This is a genomic window from Nonomuraea typhae, assembly GCF_009760925.1.
Lineage (GTDB): Bacteria > Actinomycetota > Actinomycetes > Streptosporangiales > Streptosporangiaceae > Nonomuraea > Nonomuraea typhae.
In genome coordinates, this window is sequence record NZ_VRLV01000032.1 from 1 (window position 1) to 13,962 (window position 13,962).

16 protein-coding genes are annotated in these 13,962 nt (G+C 68.2%); 10 read left to right on the top strand and 6 right to left on the bottom strand.

Going from position 1 to position 13,962, the window contains the following annotated elements; all coding sequences use genetic code 11:
• Nucleotides 1–285 precede the first annotated feature (285 nt).
• The 4 genes from FVE25_RS53355 to FVE25_RS54845 all read left to right on the top strand — a co-directional run bounded on the left by FVE25_RS53355 (nucleotide 286) and on the right by FVE25_RS54845 (nucleotide 2,056).
• Complete coding sequence (locus FVE25_RS53355) at nucleotides 286–699, top strand: DUF3237 family protein (RefSeq protein ID WP_157255194.1); 414 nt, start codon at nucleotides 286–288, stop codon at nucleotides 697–699.
• Between the two features lie 116 nt (nucleotides 700–815).
• Complete coding sequence (locus tag FVE25_RS53360) at nucleotides 816–1,127, top strand: hypothetical protein (RefSeq protein WP_157255196.1); 312 nt, start codon at nucleotides 816–818, stop codon at nucleotides 1,125–1,127.
• A 378-nt stretch (nucleotides 1,128–1,505) separates the two neighbouring features.
• Nucleotides 1,506–1,820, top strand: a complete 315-nt coding sequence (locus FVE25_RS56125) for an enoyl-CoA hydratase/isomerase family protein (RefSeq protein ID WP_281368002.1) — start codon at nucleotides 1,506–1,508, stop codon at nucleotides 1,818–1,820.
• Complete coding sequence (locus FVE25_RS54845; RefSeq protein ID WP_219826074.1) at nucleotides 1,817–2,056, top strand: hypothetical protein; 240 nt, start codon at nucleotides 1,817–1,819, stop codon at nucleotides 2,054–2,056. Before FVE25_RS56125 ends, FVE25_RS54845 begins: the two co-directional genes overlap by 4 nt.
• A 136-nt stretch (nucleotides 2,057–2,192) precedes the next feature.
• On the opposite strand, the gene FVE25_RS53370 is transcribed toward FVE25_RS54845, so the two are convergent.
• Both FVE25_RS53370 and FVE25_RS53375 read right to left on the bottom strand, forming a co-directional pair.
• A complete protein-coding gene (locus tag FVE25_RS53370) occupies nucleotides 2,193–2,579 on the bottom strand; it encodes a hypothetical protein (protein WP_157255198.1) in 387 nt (128 codons plus the stop codon).
• Nucleotides 2,580–2,752: 173 nt separating this feature from the next.
• Nucleotides 2,753–3,196 (bottom strand): hypothetical protein, encoded by a 444-nt coding sequence (locus tag FVE25_RS53375; RefSeq protein WP_157255200.1) that lies wholly within the window; start codon nucleotides 3,194–3,196, stop codon nucleotides 2,753–2,755.
• 208 nt (nucleotides 3,197–3,404) lie between these two features.
• On the opposite strand from FVE25_RS53375, the gene FVE25_RS53380 reads away from it, so the two are divergent.
• From FVE25_RS53380 to FVE25_RS53400, 5 genes are read left to right on the top strand one after another with little or no spacing between them, the layout of a single operon-like run.
• Nucleotides 3,405–3,692, top strand: coding sequence for a hypothetical protein (locus FVE25_RS53380; RefSeq protein WP_157255201.1), 288 nt, complete (start codon nucleotides 3,405–3,407; stop codon nucleotides 3,690–3,692).
• A gap of 3 nt (nucleotides 3,693–3,695) precedes the next feature.
• On the top strand, nucleotides 3,696–4,841 hold the full coding sequence (locus FVE25_RS53385) for a phosphotransferase family protein (protein WP_157255203.1): 1,146 nt from the start codon (nucleotides 3,696–3,698) through the stop codon (nucleotides 4,839–4,841).
• Complete coding sequence (locus FVE25_RS53390; protein ID WP_157255205.1) at nucleotides 4,834–5,820, top strand: T3SS effector HopA1 family protein; 987 nt, start codon at nucleotides 4,834–4,836, stop codon at nucleotides 5,818–5,820. The genes FVE25_RS53385 and FVE25_RS53390 overlap by 8 nt, the downstream gene beginning before the upstream one ends.
• Nucleotides 5,817–7,124, top strand: coding sequence for a lanthionine synthetase LanC family protein (locus FVE25_RS53395; RefSeq protein WP_157255207.1), 1,308 nt, complete (start codon nucleotides 5,817–5,819; stop codon nucleotides 7,122–7,124). Before FVE25_RS53390 ends, FVE25_RS53395 begins: the two co-directional genes overlap by 4 nt.
• A complete protein-coding gene (locus FVE25_RS53400; RefSeq protein WP_246268902.1) occupies nucleotides 7,121–8,860 on the top strand; it encodes an ABC transporter ATP-binding protein in 1,740 nt (579 codons plus the stop codon). The genes FVE25_RS53395 and FVE25_RS53400 overlap by 4 nt, the downstream gene beginning before the upstream one ends.
• A gap of 385 nt (nucleotides 8,861–9,245) precedes the next feature.
• On the opposite strand, the gene FVE25_RS53405 is transcribed toward FVE25_RS53400, so the two are convergent.
• Complete coding sequence (locus FVE25_RS53405; RefSeq protein ID WP_157255208.1) at nucleotides 9,246–10,496, bottom strand: FAD-dependent monooxygenase; 1,251 nt, start codon at nucleotides 10,494–10,496, stop codon at nucleotides 9,246–9,248.
• 72 nt (nucleotides 10,497–10,568) lie between these two features.
• Between FVE25_RS53405 and FVE25_RS53410 the strand changes: the two genes are divergently transcribed.
• A complete protein-coding gene (locus FVE25_RS53410) occupies nucleotides 10,569–11,222 on the top strand; it encodes a TetR/AcrR family transcriptional regulator C-terminal domain-containing protein (protein WP_157255210.1) in 654 nt (217 codons plus the stop codon).
• Nucleotides 11,223–11,306: 84 nt separating this feature from the next.
• Here the strand turns inward: FVE25_RS53410 and FVE25_RS53415 are convergent, their stop codons facing one another.
• The 3 genes from FVE25_RS53415 to FVE25_RS53425 form a co-directional block, all read right to left on the bottom strand.
• Complete coding sequence (locus tag FVE25_RS53415; RefSeq protein WP_157255212.1) at nucleotides 11,307–11,642, bottom strand: MerR family transcriptional regulator; 336 nt, start codon at nucleotides 11,640–11,642, stop codon at nucleotides 11,307–11,309.
• Between the two features lie 136 nt (nucleotides 11,643–11,778).
• The gene (locus FVE25_RS53420) at nucleotides 11,779–12,222 is read right to left on the bottom strand and encodes an Hsp20/alpha crystallin family protein (RefSeq protein WP_246268904.1); all 444 of its coding nucleotides are present in this window, start codon (nucleotides 12,220–12,222) and stop codon (nucleotides 11,779–11,781) included.
• A gap of 218 nt (nucleotides 12,223–12,440) precedes the next feature.
• Complete coding sequence (locus FVE25_RS53425) at nucleotides 12,441–13,214, bottom strand: integrase core domain-containing protein (protein ID WP_219826075.1); 774 nt, start codon at nucleotides 13,212–13,214, stop codon at nucleotides 12,441–12,443.
• Between the last annotated feature and the right edge of the window lie 748 nt (nucleotides 13,215–13,962).

The window sequence follows — 13,962 nt, forward strand, 5'->3', positions numbered from 1 at the left end:
AGTGCACAGGAGTACGAACGAAGATCGACACTAGTGCACACGGGTACAGGAATCAGGATTTCTCGAAGTCCACTGCACTCAGCCGAAAACCCCACGAAGCCAGCGCACACGACTACGGGAATCGACAGCGGCGGCTGTCCATCGCGCCACCGCTTATGAAACGCGACGCTGCTGGCGCCAGCCAGACCTCTGCCGTTACCTCGACGCAGTCCCTGACGACGCGCCTCAGCAACACCCTGGGTTCCCCGGGCGCGAACGAGCACCTTGCCGGGTCAGGCTGAAGGCATGATCAACGAATTGCCTGGTCCCACGCTCACGCAGGTGTTGCGCCTGCCCGCCGTGCTGGGCGCTCCTGTCGATCTCGGGTACGGCGGGCGTCTGCTCGTGCCGCTGATCGGCGGCCGGTTCACCGGCCCGGAGCTCCACGGCAACCTGGTGGCTGAGGGCAGCGCTGACCGGCGGGAAACGCTTCCCGACGGCACCGTCTTAGGTGATCCGCGCTGCACGCTGCGTACCGACCAGGGCGACCTGCTGCAGCTCTGCTTGAGAACCGTCGCGTACGGCGAGCATCTGGTCCGCGCCGCCACCCGCCTACAGGCCGGCGCTCCGTGTCTCGCCTGGGTCCAGCGGGGTGTGTTCATCAGCGTAGGCGTCTACCGGGGCGACGATATGACCTTGGAGACCTATCAGGTCTCGTGAGCTGCCCGCATACTTCGGGAATAACGGTCAGCGCCGGTGCTCGGCCGTCAGGCCGAGCAGGGGCCATCTACGTGCTGCTGGGGCGCACTCGTGACGGGCACGGATCGGTTCTGGTCGTGCGCGGTGAGAGTGGGGCGGGCAAGAGTGCGTTGCTGGAGTACGGCGCCGCCCGCGCCTCGCGCTTCCGCATCGCCCGGGTGGCGGGCGTGGAGTCGGAGTCGGAGCTCATGGGCGCCGGCCTGCAGCGACTACTCGGAGCGTCGCTGATCGAGCAGGCCCAGCACCTGCCCGGCTCGCAGCGCGACGCGCTGCGCATCACGTTGGGGCTGCAGGACGGGCCGGCGGCCTGGCCGATCAGGTACGCGACCGGATCGTCGCCGAGACGCGCGGCAACCCGCTGGCATTGCTCGAACCGCCGCGCACGATGACGCCTGCTGAGCTGGCGGGCGCGTTCGGGCTGCCGGATGCCCGCATGTTGTCCGGCCGCATCCAGCACAGCGTCGAACCGGCCACCCGGCCCCAGTTGGGGCCCGGGGAGGGCCAGGGAGCATCACCGTCGTGCTGGCCGTCGCGGCCACCGCGGCCGCCCTGCTGGCCACCGCCCAACTGCACCCACTACGGGCAGGAGGGCTGGGGGCAGATGTTCACCGACAACAACTACCAGGGCGACTGCTTCGAGTGGACGCTGGGGCAGCGTACGGACCTGCCCGCCTACATGAAGAACAAGGTCTCTTCCCTGCGGATCTGGACTGGCTGGCCGCAGTACGGCGCGACCCTGTACGACTTCGACGCGGGCATCCAGTTCTCTGCCGGGCCGAACGAGTGGTGGCCGAGCCTGCCCGGCTGGTGCGCCTCGCTTCCACCGACGAGGGCGTGCGCGCGGCGCGGGCAGCGAGCTGGCGCTGGCGTGCGACATGCGCTTCGCCGCTCTGGACAACGCCGTCCTCGGCCAGAGCGAGGTCGGCACCGGCGTGCCTCCCGGAGCGGGCGGCATGCAGCACCTGGCCCGGCTACTGGGGCGCGGGCGGGCGATGGAGGTGATCCTCGGCTCTGAAGACTTCGACGCCGCTACGGCTGGATCAACCGCGCTCTGCCCGACGCCGAACTGGACGCCTTCGTGACCAGGCTCGCCCGGCGGATCGCCGCCTTCCCCGCCCAAGGAGTCCGTACCGCCAAGCGGATCCTCAACGAACTGACCCTGCCCCCAGCCGACGCCGTACGGGCCGACGCGATCGGCTTCCGCGACCTCGTCGCGACAGATGCCACCCAGGCCAGGATGAAGGCCCTGTTCGAGCAGGGCCTGCAGACCCGAGGTCCACTCGAACTCAACCTGGGCGACCACCTCTGCGACCTGTGACAAGCGCTCAGCGCAGCCTGAGCCCGCTGCCCTCGTAGACCGCCCGAAGACCCCGCTCGACCGCCTCGTCGTTCTCCGCGACACGTTCCCCGCGGTGCGGGCCGAGCCTCGGCGGGCGCTCCGGTCGCAGGAGTGATCAGTCCTTCGGCCAAACGGGCGAGTGGGCGGGGCGCACGGCCGACCAGTCAATGACGACCTTCTCCGGCTGGGCCACGTCCACCTTGACGGGGACCACGACGCCGATGGTGACCATGCCCATCATCAGGCGCGGCAGGATCTGCCGGTGGGTGACCCCGTACTCGCGGCCGTCCGCGTGCCGGACACGGAGGCCAAACTCGACCATGGGCTGGTTGTTGACCGTGATGCCGGTCTCGCCAAGTTGCTCGATCATGGCCTGGGCAGGCACTCCGGTCTGCAGGATGCGTTTGCCCGCCTGCATGTTCTTGACGACGGGAAGGAAGATGAAGCCCATCACCAGTAAGACGATGACGGTGACAGTGACGCTGATGATGAGGCCGAACATTGGTGCTCCTGGAGGTCATTCCGGTACTTGCCAGGAGCGTTTCTATACGTGGCGGACTGCATGGTGCTAGACGTCCACTTGCGCGGGCTTGCAGACGCGACTGAGCGCAAATTGCACCGCAAGGCACGCAGGGAGTCTTGCCGGCATCTCGCTGAAGGCCCGCGCGGATGCGCTCACCGAACGCGCTCCGGCCCGTCGGGGCTGGAACCGGTCAGGGCGTCGCGGGCTTTCGCCTCGTCCGCCCAGGCGGTGCCGGTCTGGCCGAGCGCGGCGGTGGTGTGCTCCAGACGGGCGGCCAGCAGCTGCTGGGCTTCGGCGATGAGGCCCTGGGAGCGGTGACGAAAGTCTGCCCAGGCGCGGTCCTGGGCTGTGGACGCCGCGGCGATCCAGGCCGGGTCGCCGCTGTCAGAGGCGGTCTGCATCTCGACGTCGGTCTCTTGCGCCCGCGCATACAGTGCTGTGTGCTCGGCGGCGAGTTTGGCATGGCGAGATCTGGTCACGACGTCCTCGGCCTGGCCGATCACCACCAATTCGGCCAGCGCCTGATGCTCGGCGGCGTCCAGCAGGCCGTCGATCTCCGGCCGGCCGGTCCGCCCCGCCGGCGTCTGCTCACCCACGAAGGCCGTCTTCCTATCATCCGCTGAGGTCCGGTCCGGGTTTCAGGCGATGTGACGACGGAGGAGTGCCCGGCGGCACCGGTACCGCGAGGGAACGCGATGGAACGCGATGGAACGCCTAACTGTGTAAGGCGCAGGGCCTTCCCCAGTGAGCACGGCAACGCACAGGAGGCGGTGAATCGATCGCCGCCGTCATCGAAGGAGCGACATGCGTAGTCAGTTCGGCAGTAACGGGTTCGCCTCGAACCCACAAGCGTCTTTCCTGCAGGGCGGCATTGTCGCCAGGCACCTTCAATCGGCCGACGTCACCCCGTTCGTCGAGCACGGCCGGCCGTATCTTCCACAAGCGGCCTTTTCGGATGCCGTCACGTGCACAAACAACATGCACGTTCCGGCCTGCCGGATCGAGACCGACGGTTGCCACACCACCGCGCTTCCGACCGACTTCGGCTGCGCGACCGACCTCCAGGTATGCAGCAATACCTTCGGCTGCTAACCCATGGTCCTCGGCCTATCGGAGCTGACCGGCTATCTGCTGGATCGGCAGCATGTTCACCCGGACGCGGTAGTTGACGGCGGTCTCGGCATGGTCGATGCGTCCAGCCGTCACAGCAACGTCATTGTGCGTGCCGACCCGGCGGTCGGGCTGTTCATCAAGCAGGGTAGGTCCGATCCGGTCCAGCCGGTCGCCGGCTGGACCGGGCCGGGAACGACCGCACACGAGGCAGCGGTATATGCGCTGCTCGACTCGCTTCCCCGGCGACATCCTTCCAGCGGAGCTTCGGTGCCGGTGCCACGCTGCCTGGGGTTCGACGCAGACCACGGCGTGCTCGTCCTGGAACTGTTCCCGGACGCATCGGACCTCCTCACCCACCATACCCGTACGCGGCGTTTTCCGGTCACCCTCGGTACCCGGCTCGGGGCAGCACTCGCCGATCTGCACGAACATGCCACCGGCCCGGCGCGGGAACGACCGTCGGAGTTTCCCGGCTACCTGCCCTGGGCGCTGCGGCTGGACCGGCCGGGAACGGCGTTCTATCGCCAGATGAGCAACGCGGGCATCGGGCTGGTGCGGATCGTGCAGTCGTCCCCGGAGCTGCGGGCGGCGCTCGCGGAGCTACGCGCCGGCTGGCGGACCGATGCCTTCATCCACCACGACCTCAAGCTGGAGAACTGTGTGGTCCTCGCGGCCGGTACCTCCGGCCGGCATACCCGGCTGGCGCTCGTCGACTGGGAGCTCGGCAACCTCGGCGATGCCTGCTGGGACACCGGTTCGATCTTCTCCTCCTACCTGCACCACTGGCTGATCTCGTTCCCGCTGACCGGCAGCGAGCAACCCGACCACTACCTCGACCAGGCTCGCTTCCCGCTGGGGCGCATGCACAATGCGATGCGGGCGTTCTGGGCGACCTACGTGCGCGCCCGCGGGTGGGACGCCGCGACGGCGGATGCGGCACTGATCCGCAGTGTCCGTTACGCGGGCGCACGGCTGTTGCAGACCGCGTGCGAGCGGACCAAGCCCCTGTCCCGAGTATCCACGGTGGTGGTCTGCCTCACCCAACTGGCCGAGAACGTGCTGGCCCGGCCCGAAGAAGCGGCCGGGCATCTGCTTGGCCTGTCTCCGCGAGAGGGAAGTGATGAGTGACACCCGCGCGCTGGTGGCCGAGGCCATTGCCGCCACCCGCATCTACCCGCCGGCGTGCTACTCGTGGTTCGGCGTGATGTCTGCGCGGCCGGCGGCCCGCGCCGCCCGTACGCTCAGCTCGCGCGCGACCCGGGACTATCTCGTGGACCAGTTGTCCAGCCGGTTGTACGCCGACTTCTACCGACACGGTCGAGCCGAGCGGACGCGATGGCATGTCAACAGGCTGTCAGCGAGCCGGCACGATTTCGAGGCAGCGTTGTCGGCGGCGAACTGCGGGCAGGGACATCTGGACGGCGGCTGGCAGGTGCGGGGAACCGACGAGTACGGAGTGATGGTCGTCAAGAACGGGCTGGAACTGACCGTCATGGCGGACGAGCTGACCCGGACGACACCGGCCGACGTGCCGGCCGCCGGCGAGTGGGCTGCACTACGGCTGCCCAAGGAGCTTTTCTGGGTCTCCCCCGGTTTCTACCTGGCCTGCGGCGACCGCCCGATGGACAGCCGACGGCCCGTACGCCTGTACTGGAACTTGCGCCCGGACGGGGCCGCCCCGTTCGTCGCGGCCGCGACTCGGCTGCTCAACTCCGCGGCGGCGGCGTTCAACCTCAAGGTGCCGAACGACCCGAACACCTTCATCCGGTGCGACGCGGGAGTCATCTATCTGCCCCGCGACGACTATCCCGCGCTGGCCGATCTGATGCTCGCCCTGCACGCCGAGATCGCCGGCTTTCTCTCCCCGCGTACGCCGGTGTTCACCGCCCAACTGGCCCCTGGCCTGGGTTTCGCCGAAGATCCGGGAACAGGGAGAAGCTTCGGGGAGCACCGCTGCCGGCTGCTCGCCGAGGCATTGGTGCGGTCGCACGAATCGGGATGGGCCGACGACGCGACCGTACTGGCCGCCGTGGAAGAACGTTTTGCCGAAGCCCGCATCGATCTGGACGCCGCGCACCTGAGTCCCGACCTGGTTGGCGTCTCATGACCGCGCCCGGTTACGGCCCCGCCGCCGACACCGCGGACCGGCAGCTGTCGGCGGCGGTGGGAATCGGCGCCCGGCTGGTGGCCGAAGCCATCTGGTCGGGAGACCGCTGCAACTGGGTCGGCGCCGAACCGCTGGATCTGCGGAACCGGAACGGCGCGAGACTCGCGTTGACCTACCGAGCGCTCGGCCCGAACCTGTACGCCGGCAGCAGCGGCGTCGCATTGTTCCTCGCTCAGCTGTGCACAATCACTGGTCAGGATGAGTTCCGGCCGACGGCGCTGGCGGCGATGCGGCATGCGTTCTCCCGGCGCGAGGACCTCGATCCCCACATGCGCGTGGCTTTCTACACCGGCTGGTCCGGAATGGGGGTGGCCGCGCTTCGCACCGGGCTGCTGCTGGATGCCGCGGAGTTCGTCGACGCCGGGACCGGCCTGCTGCGTGAGGTCTGCCGGCTCGTCGAGGCGGTCGACGGGCAGGACGTCGAGTCGCCGGGCCGGCCGGAGTTCGATCTCATGTCGGGCATGGCCGGCACCGTCTTGGCGCTTGTCCTGGGACATCGCTACACCGGCGAGGACGCGCTGGCCGAGGCGGCGGCAACGGCCGCCGGCTGGCTGCTACGAACCGCCCGCAAGACCCGCACCGGCTGGTCCTGGCACTCATTCCGGATATCCGCTCAGCGTGATCTCACCGGACTCTCGCACGGCACGGCGGGAGTGGCCGTCGCGCTGATCGAGGCGTACCGGCTGACCGGTGAGGAACTGTTCGCGACGGCCGCCCGTAACGCGATGCGCTATGAGAACCGCTGGCTGAGCGTCGAAGAAGGCGACTGGCCGGACTTCCGGCGCCACACCGACGCCGGCCGGGCCCGCGTGTACACCCCGCTGTGGTGCACCGGAGCCCCGGGCATCGCGCTGTCCCGCCTGTACGCCTACGAGCAGCTCGGCGAGCCGCAGTGGCGGCAGGACGCGACCACGGCGCTCGCCACCACCGAGCGGGTGACGCGCCAGCTGTTGGAAGGTGGCGGCGCCGACTACTCGCTCTGTCACGGGCTCCCCGGCAACGCGGAGTCCTTCCAGCAGGCGGGCGTGATCCTCGGCGCCGACGCCGGCGGCCGCGATATCCCATCGCTCGTCGCCGACCACGGGCTGGAGCGGAACGCGAGTACCGGCACCTGGCCGTGCGGAACCCACAGTGAGGAGAGCCCGAACCTGATGCTCGGCCTGGCCGGGATCGGCTACTTCTACCTCCGGCTGGCGGCACCGCAGATCCCATCCCTGCTGCTGCCCGTGCGGTGGGCTCGGTGACCGAGCCGGCCGACCCCGAGCACAGGGTGCCGCTGCACCGGCTGGGCGGGCTGTTCGCGCCGCACTGGCCGGCGCTGGTCCTGATGCTGACGGTCACCCTTGCCACGTCCGTGGTGGGGACGGTGTCACCGTTCCTGGTGCGGGCGGTCATCGACACCGCGTTGCCACGGCGCGACCTTGCTCTGCTCTACCAGCTCGGTGCCGGTCTCGTCGCGGTGGCGGCGCTGGTCGCCGTCCTGAGCATGTTGCAGGGCTGGATCAGTTCCCGGGTCGGCTTGCGGATCATGCACCGGCTGCGGACTGAGGTGTTCGCCCACCTGCAGCGGCAGTCGCTCGCGTTCTTCACCCGGACCCGGGCCGGGGAGGTGCAGTCGCGGATCGCCAACGATGTCGGAGGGCTGCAGAACGTGATCATCTCGGCCGCCTCCTCGGCCGCGTTGCAGCTCACGACGGCCGTCGCCGTTGCCGTGGCGATGGCCGCGTTGTCCTGGCGGCTCATGCTCATCTCACTCGTAGTGACGACACCGGCGGTGCTGGTCACCCGCCAGGTCGCCGCGCTGCGCCGGAGAATACTCAGCCAGCGGCAGCTCGAGTACGAAGATCTCACCGTCACGGTTGAGGAGAGCCTCTCGGTCAACGGCATCCAGCTGATCAAGACGCTCGGCACCGGGCCCGGCCAGGTCGCCCGGTTCACCGAGATCTCCACCCGCCTGGTCGACCTCGAGCTCCGCGCCCAGCTCACCGGCCGGTGGCGGATGGTGGCGCTGAACGTCCTGTTTTCCGCGATCCCGGCCATGATCTACGTCGGCGCCGGCTACGCCGAAACGACCACCATCGGCACGGTGGTCGCGTTCACCGGCCTGCAGTCGGCGCTGCTGCAGCCGATGATGGGCTTGCTGAACACCGGCGCCATGGTGAGCAGCTCGCTGGCCCTTTTCGGACGCGTCTTCGAGTACTTGGACCTACCGGTCGAGATCGACGACCCAGCCGACCCCGTACGGATCGACCCGGCCACCGTCACCGGCAGGCTACGCTTCGAGGACGTCACCGTCGCTTACCCCGGTGGCGGCCCGGCCGCGGTCGCCGGCGTCACCATCGACGTACCCGCTGGGACGACGCTGGCCGTGGTCGGCGAGACCGGTGCCGGCAAGAGCACACTGGCATCACTCGTACCGCGGCTGCGCGACCCCACCGGCGGCCGGGTCACCCTCGACGGCATCGACCTGCGCGACCTCACGCTCGCCGACCTCGCCGCGACCGTCGGCATGGTCAGCCAGGAGACCTACCTGCTGCACGGCACCGTACGCGACAACCTCCGGTCCGCACGGCCGTCGGCGACCGACGCCGAGATCGAGGCGGCCACCACCGCCGCCCAGATCCACGATCTGATCACCGGCCTACCGGACGGCTACGACACCGTGGTCGGGTCCCGCGGGCACCGCTTCTCCGGCGGCGAGCGGCAGCGGATCGCGATCGCCCGCACGCTGCTGCGCGACCCGCGCGTGCTCGTCCTGGACGAGGCCACCAGCGCGCTGGACACCGCGACCGAGCGAGCGGTACGGCAGGCGTTCGACCTGCTCACCCAAGGCCGGACCACGATCACCATCGCACACCGGCTGTCCACGGTCCGGAACGCCGACCAGATCGTCGTACTGGACCACGGCCGCGTCGTGGAGACCGGCACGCACGCCAGCCTCCTCGGCTACAACGGCCGATACACCGCCTTCGTCACCTAACCGGCGCCGCGCGCTCGGGTCACCAGGGCGGTCACGTCGGCCGGCTTCGGCGCGTCCCAGGCGCAACGCCACGCTGGCGCTGACCAACCCGTCGCGCGCAGCCGTACGCACCGGGCTGGAAGACCAACTCGAGGACCCGGAGCAGATCATCACTCTGGCGTACATGGCCCTCCGCTCCCGAAGGTGGGGCCCCAGCCCCAAGTAGCGGTGAGCTAGAACGGCTCAGCACCCACGTCACCGCCTTCGCCCATGCTCACCGGCCGTTACGGCGACCGGCTCGACGCCTGGCTCGCCGCCGCCCTGGCCGGATCCACCCTGTACCACAGCAGCGCCACAGGCCAAGCCTTGGTCACGACGGCCATCGGCCCCCGAGGTCCGGTCGCTTTCAGACGGCGCTGATCGGAGCCGGGTTCTCGGGGAGCTGCCAGCTGCCGCCGCGGTCCTCCTTCGAAAAGCGCGCGGCGAGATCAGGGACGTGCAGGAAGCAGGCCAGTGCGGTGGCGGCCTGGAAGACGTCGATCGCACGCTGGGTCATCGGCAAGCCCAGGCGCAGGAGGCGCGGATTCACCTCGCCCTGGATCTCGTCGACGAAGGGCCGCAGCACGCTGTCGTAGTTCGCCAGCGCGGTCGGCAGATCGTCCGGGCGCCGGTTGATCTCGCCGGCCAGGACGTAGGCGCCCACCAGGCCGCCGGAGACGCCCATGCCGCTGTAAGGGGAAGCGCAGTGGGCGGAGTCGCCGGCCAGGACCACGCGGCCCTTGGACCAGGTGCCGATCCGGACCTGGACGATCTCCTGGGAGTAGAAGAAGGGGCTCGTCTGCATGCCGTCGATGAAGCGCTCTGTCTGCCAGCCCGCGTCGCGGAACCTGCTCGCCCAGAACTCCCGCTGGCGCTCGACGGGTTCGCGGTGGCTCGCCGAAGCATCCTCGGACTCCTCCCGCATCACGAAGTACACCTGCGTCTCGGTCGGGTTGTGGCTGCGGCGCATGATCTGACGGCCACCCGGGACCATGTAGGTGTCCCGGATGTTGCTGTCGGACGCGATGCGCGGCACGAACCAGTAGGCCATGTGGATGCCGACCCGCCAGTACGGGTCGCAGCCCGCAGGGAGGATCGCCTGCCGTATGCGCGATCCCTGCCCGTCCGCGCCGACCAGGAGGTCGAACTCGCCGGAGGACCCGTCGGAGAAATGCGCGATGACCTTCTGCTCGTCCTGTTCGAAGCCGTCCACGCTCACGCCGAAGACGTACTCGGTGTCGTCCTTCGACGCGTCATGCAGGATGCGTACCAGGTCACCGCGCATGATCTCGTACTCGGAGGTGAGAGTCTGCCGGCCACGGCCGGAGGTGTTGGCCATGATCGTCGCCTTGGCTCTGCCGCGCGCGTCGACGAAGGCGACACCCGCCTCGTCCACCAGCTTGCCGCGGACGGCGTCCAGAAGCCCCATCCGCTCGACGGCCTCGATGCCCTGCCCCCGGAGGTCGACCTGCGCCCCGGTGGCCCGCAGCGCCGGAAAGCGTTCGACGACGGTCACCCTGTGGCCGCCCCGCGTGAGCCAGAAAGCCAGCGCCTGGCCCGCTATCCCGCCGCCGGCAACAAGGACCCGCAGGGGGTGCGCTCCCGATCCGTTGGCCATGCCCATCACCCCAAAAATCTATCAGTGAATGATTTCTCCTCAGGGTCATCTATCAGTGATAGATTTGTCAACGTGACCAAGGTGAACCGTGAGATCGTCGTCTCCGAAGCACTCGACCTGCTCGACGAGGTCGGGCTGGACACGGTCAGTACGCGGCGGCTGGCGAAACGGCTGGGCGTCGAACAGCCCTCCCTCTACTGGTACTTCCGCACCAAGAAGGACCTCCTCGCCGCCATGGCGGAGGCGGCAATGGCACCGCATGCGGCCGCCCCGCTGCCGACGCCCGACGACGACTGGCGCGACTGGTTCCTGGACAACATGCGAAGCTTCCGGCGCACCCTGCTGATGCGCCGGGACGGCGCACGCCTCCACGCAGGCAGCACCCCCGCCGGCGACCTCCACCGGATCCGCCGCAAGATGGACTTCCTGGTCACCTCCGGAGTGCCTGAGCGGGACGCCCAGATGGCGATGCTGGCCGCCGGCCGTTTCACGGTCGGCAGCGTCCTGGAGGAACAGGCGGACGCCGACTCCGGCGACGGCATAGAACCACCGGCGGACATGCCTGTGATAGACCACGAGTCGGCGTTCGAGGCCGGCCTGACCCTCATCTTGCACGGCCTGGCGCACCGCACCGCAATACCGGCCACTTCCCCGCCGGCAAACGGTGTCGTCAATTCGAGCTCGGAAACACCCGTCCGGAGCGGCGTTTCATGCAGTGAAGTCTGATTTTCCGGGCTGCGGGGAGCCGTTTCGGTGAGGTGTCGGGAAATCACCTCATCCCGACACCTGGCCGAAGCGCGGCACGGGCGATCACCGCCCGTCTGCCTCTGACCACTGGGTCTGCATGGCAGCCAGGCGACGGGCCAGTTCGTCGCGTTCGCGGATGGTCTGGGCGAGTTGGTGCTGCAGGTGGAGGATGCGGGCGATGGCGGGCAGAGTCATGCCCTCGTCTTTCATGCTGACCACCTGCTGGATGCGGTCGATCTCGTGCCGGCTGTAGCGGCGTTGCCCCCCGGCCGAGCGCTGCGGGGAGACCAGGCGGTGTTCGTCGATGCGGCGCAGGAACGCCATCTGCACGTCAAGCATCGAGGCGACCTGGCCGACGGTGAACAGGGCTGCGTGCTCGTCGTCGATGGGCAGACTCATCAGGGTTCCCTTCGCCCGAATCGCGGGGTCGGCTGGTGCGCGCCCCCACCCCGGGTCCCTGCGTGCCGTGCCCGGGGTGAGGGTCGCGTCGGCATGGGGCCTCCGGCAACCGCTGAGAGGACTCTGCAACGAGACGTCAGCCCTTGATCGCCTTGTGGGTGTCTCCGCCCTGCTGGATGGACACCTTGCGCGGCTTGGCGCGCTCCAGCACGGGGATGCGCACCACCAGCACGCCGTTGGCGTAGCCGGCCTCGATCCGGTCTGCGTCCAGATGCTCCGACAGGTAGACGCGGCGGGTGAAGGCGCCCATCACCCGTTCGCGGACGAACGGCCGCTCCTCTTCGCCGTACTCCTCCTCGCGGCGGGCGGTCACCGACAACACCCCGCGATCGACGGTCACCTCGATGGAGTCGGGGTCGATACCGGGCAGATCGAAGCGCAGCACCACGTCGTCGGCGCGGCGGACTCCGTCCATCGGCATGACCGCGCCGCCTCCCTGAGCGGCGGCCTGGCGCGTCAGGCGGTCGAACTGGCGCTCGAACTCCTGGACGAACGGGTCGATCGACGTCAGCAGCATCATCGTCACCTCCGAAGACCTCGGGCGATTGGTAGCCCGTACTTCCTCTGCCTCTTTCCTCTGACTTCCGCAGGAGGAAACCTGCAAGCAGAACTATAAGAAACCACCAACCCGATCTGTCAATACCCATGGTGAGTTGAAGTCCTGGGCTGGGCCGCCGCCCGATGGACCATCGGCGGTCGGCGGGGTTCAGCCAGCACTGTCCCGGTACCGACGCGGCTTCATGGCTGCTTAGTCGCTTCCAGGTGCCTGACACGAACGCGCCGAGCCTGTACTGCTTCGAGACTCGTGCACGTGGTCTGAGCTGGCGCTTCTTCGGATTGGTCAGGCGGCTGGGTGGTACTCGTTGATGGCCCCGCTGAGCACCTCTCAGCGCTGAATCCGGCCTTCCAGCGGTACCACGACGTGCTCGTCTTGATCAGGTGGGCGTTGTTGACGGACTGGTGCGGGCGATGGTTGTTGTAGTGCTCGGCGTACTCGTTCAGAACCAATCGCAGATGGCGTTCGTCGTAGATCAGCATGCGGTCGGTGCATTCGGCTTGTACGGTTCGGACCCAGCGTGCGGCGTAGCAGTCGGCTCGGGGCGCTCGTAGCGGTGTCTTCATCACCGTGACGCCCAGGTTGGTGAAGATCTCGTCGAAGGCGGCGGTGTACTTGGCGTCCCGGTCACGGATGAAGAACCGAAATGACCTGACCCGGCGGCCGAGATCCATGAACAGATTTCTCGCCTGCTGAGCCGTCCAGGCACCTGCCGGGTGAGCGGTAACGCCCAGGATGTACACGCGTCGTGTTTCCACCTCTATCACGAACAACACATACAGGCGCTTCAGGAAGATGGTGTCGACGTGGAAGAAGTCACAGGCGAGCAGTCCCTGCGCCTGCAGCCGTAGAAACGTTAGCCAAGAGGTGTCGAAGTTTCGTGGCGACGGACCGTGCCGGCGTGAACGCAGGATCCGCCGCACGGTCGCCGCGCTGACCCGCAAACCGAGCCGCACCAGTTCACCATGGACCCGCCGGTATCCCCAACCCCGGGTTCTCCCGTGCCAGCCAGAGGACCAGGTCCCGGACCTCCTCGTTTGTCCCAGGACGGCCGACGCAGCGTGGGAAGGTCCACGAGCGTTTGACCGAACGGCGATGCCAGGCCAAGAGGGTTCCCGAGGTGACCAGCCGATGAGCGCGCAGCACCGACGGCAGGAAGCGGGCCAACGCCTTATCGGCCCAGTCAGGCCTCGGCCGGACTACCTGACGCTTCAACACCGCAACTTCGTGTCGAAGCAACATGATCTCGACATCCTTGGACGCATGAGATACAGCAGACGAACCGGCACGAACTGTGATCTTGCCCGTAGGGCCTCTGGAGGTCAAAGCCGCAGATCAAGCACCACGCGATGAGTTTTGAAGCGGTACAGGGGCCAGAGTTCGCAGCGGGGGCCCCGCCGATCTGTGGAACGACCTGGCTGCCGCCTACCGGAACTGGCTCGCCGAACCCGCCCCGGTGCCGCCCGGCTCGGCATGACCGTTGAGCCGGCCGGGCAACACCTGTGGCTCGACGAACCCGGGAACATCATCAGAATGACCTTGGAACGGTGACGAGCCGGAGCTAAGGACTCGCCGAGAAATAACTCGTAGCATCCCGGATTCCGGTTCGATGGTGTGGTATGGGCATACTGGCAGAGACTGTGGAGATGCTGGCGGCGAAGTTCGAGGCGATCTTGCCGCATCTGGATGAGCGGCAGCGTCGAC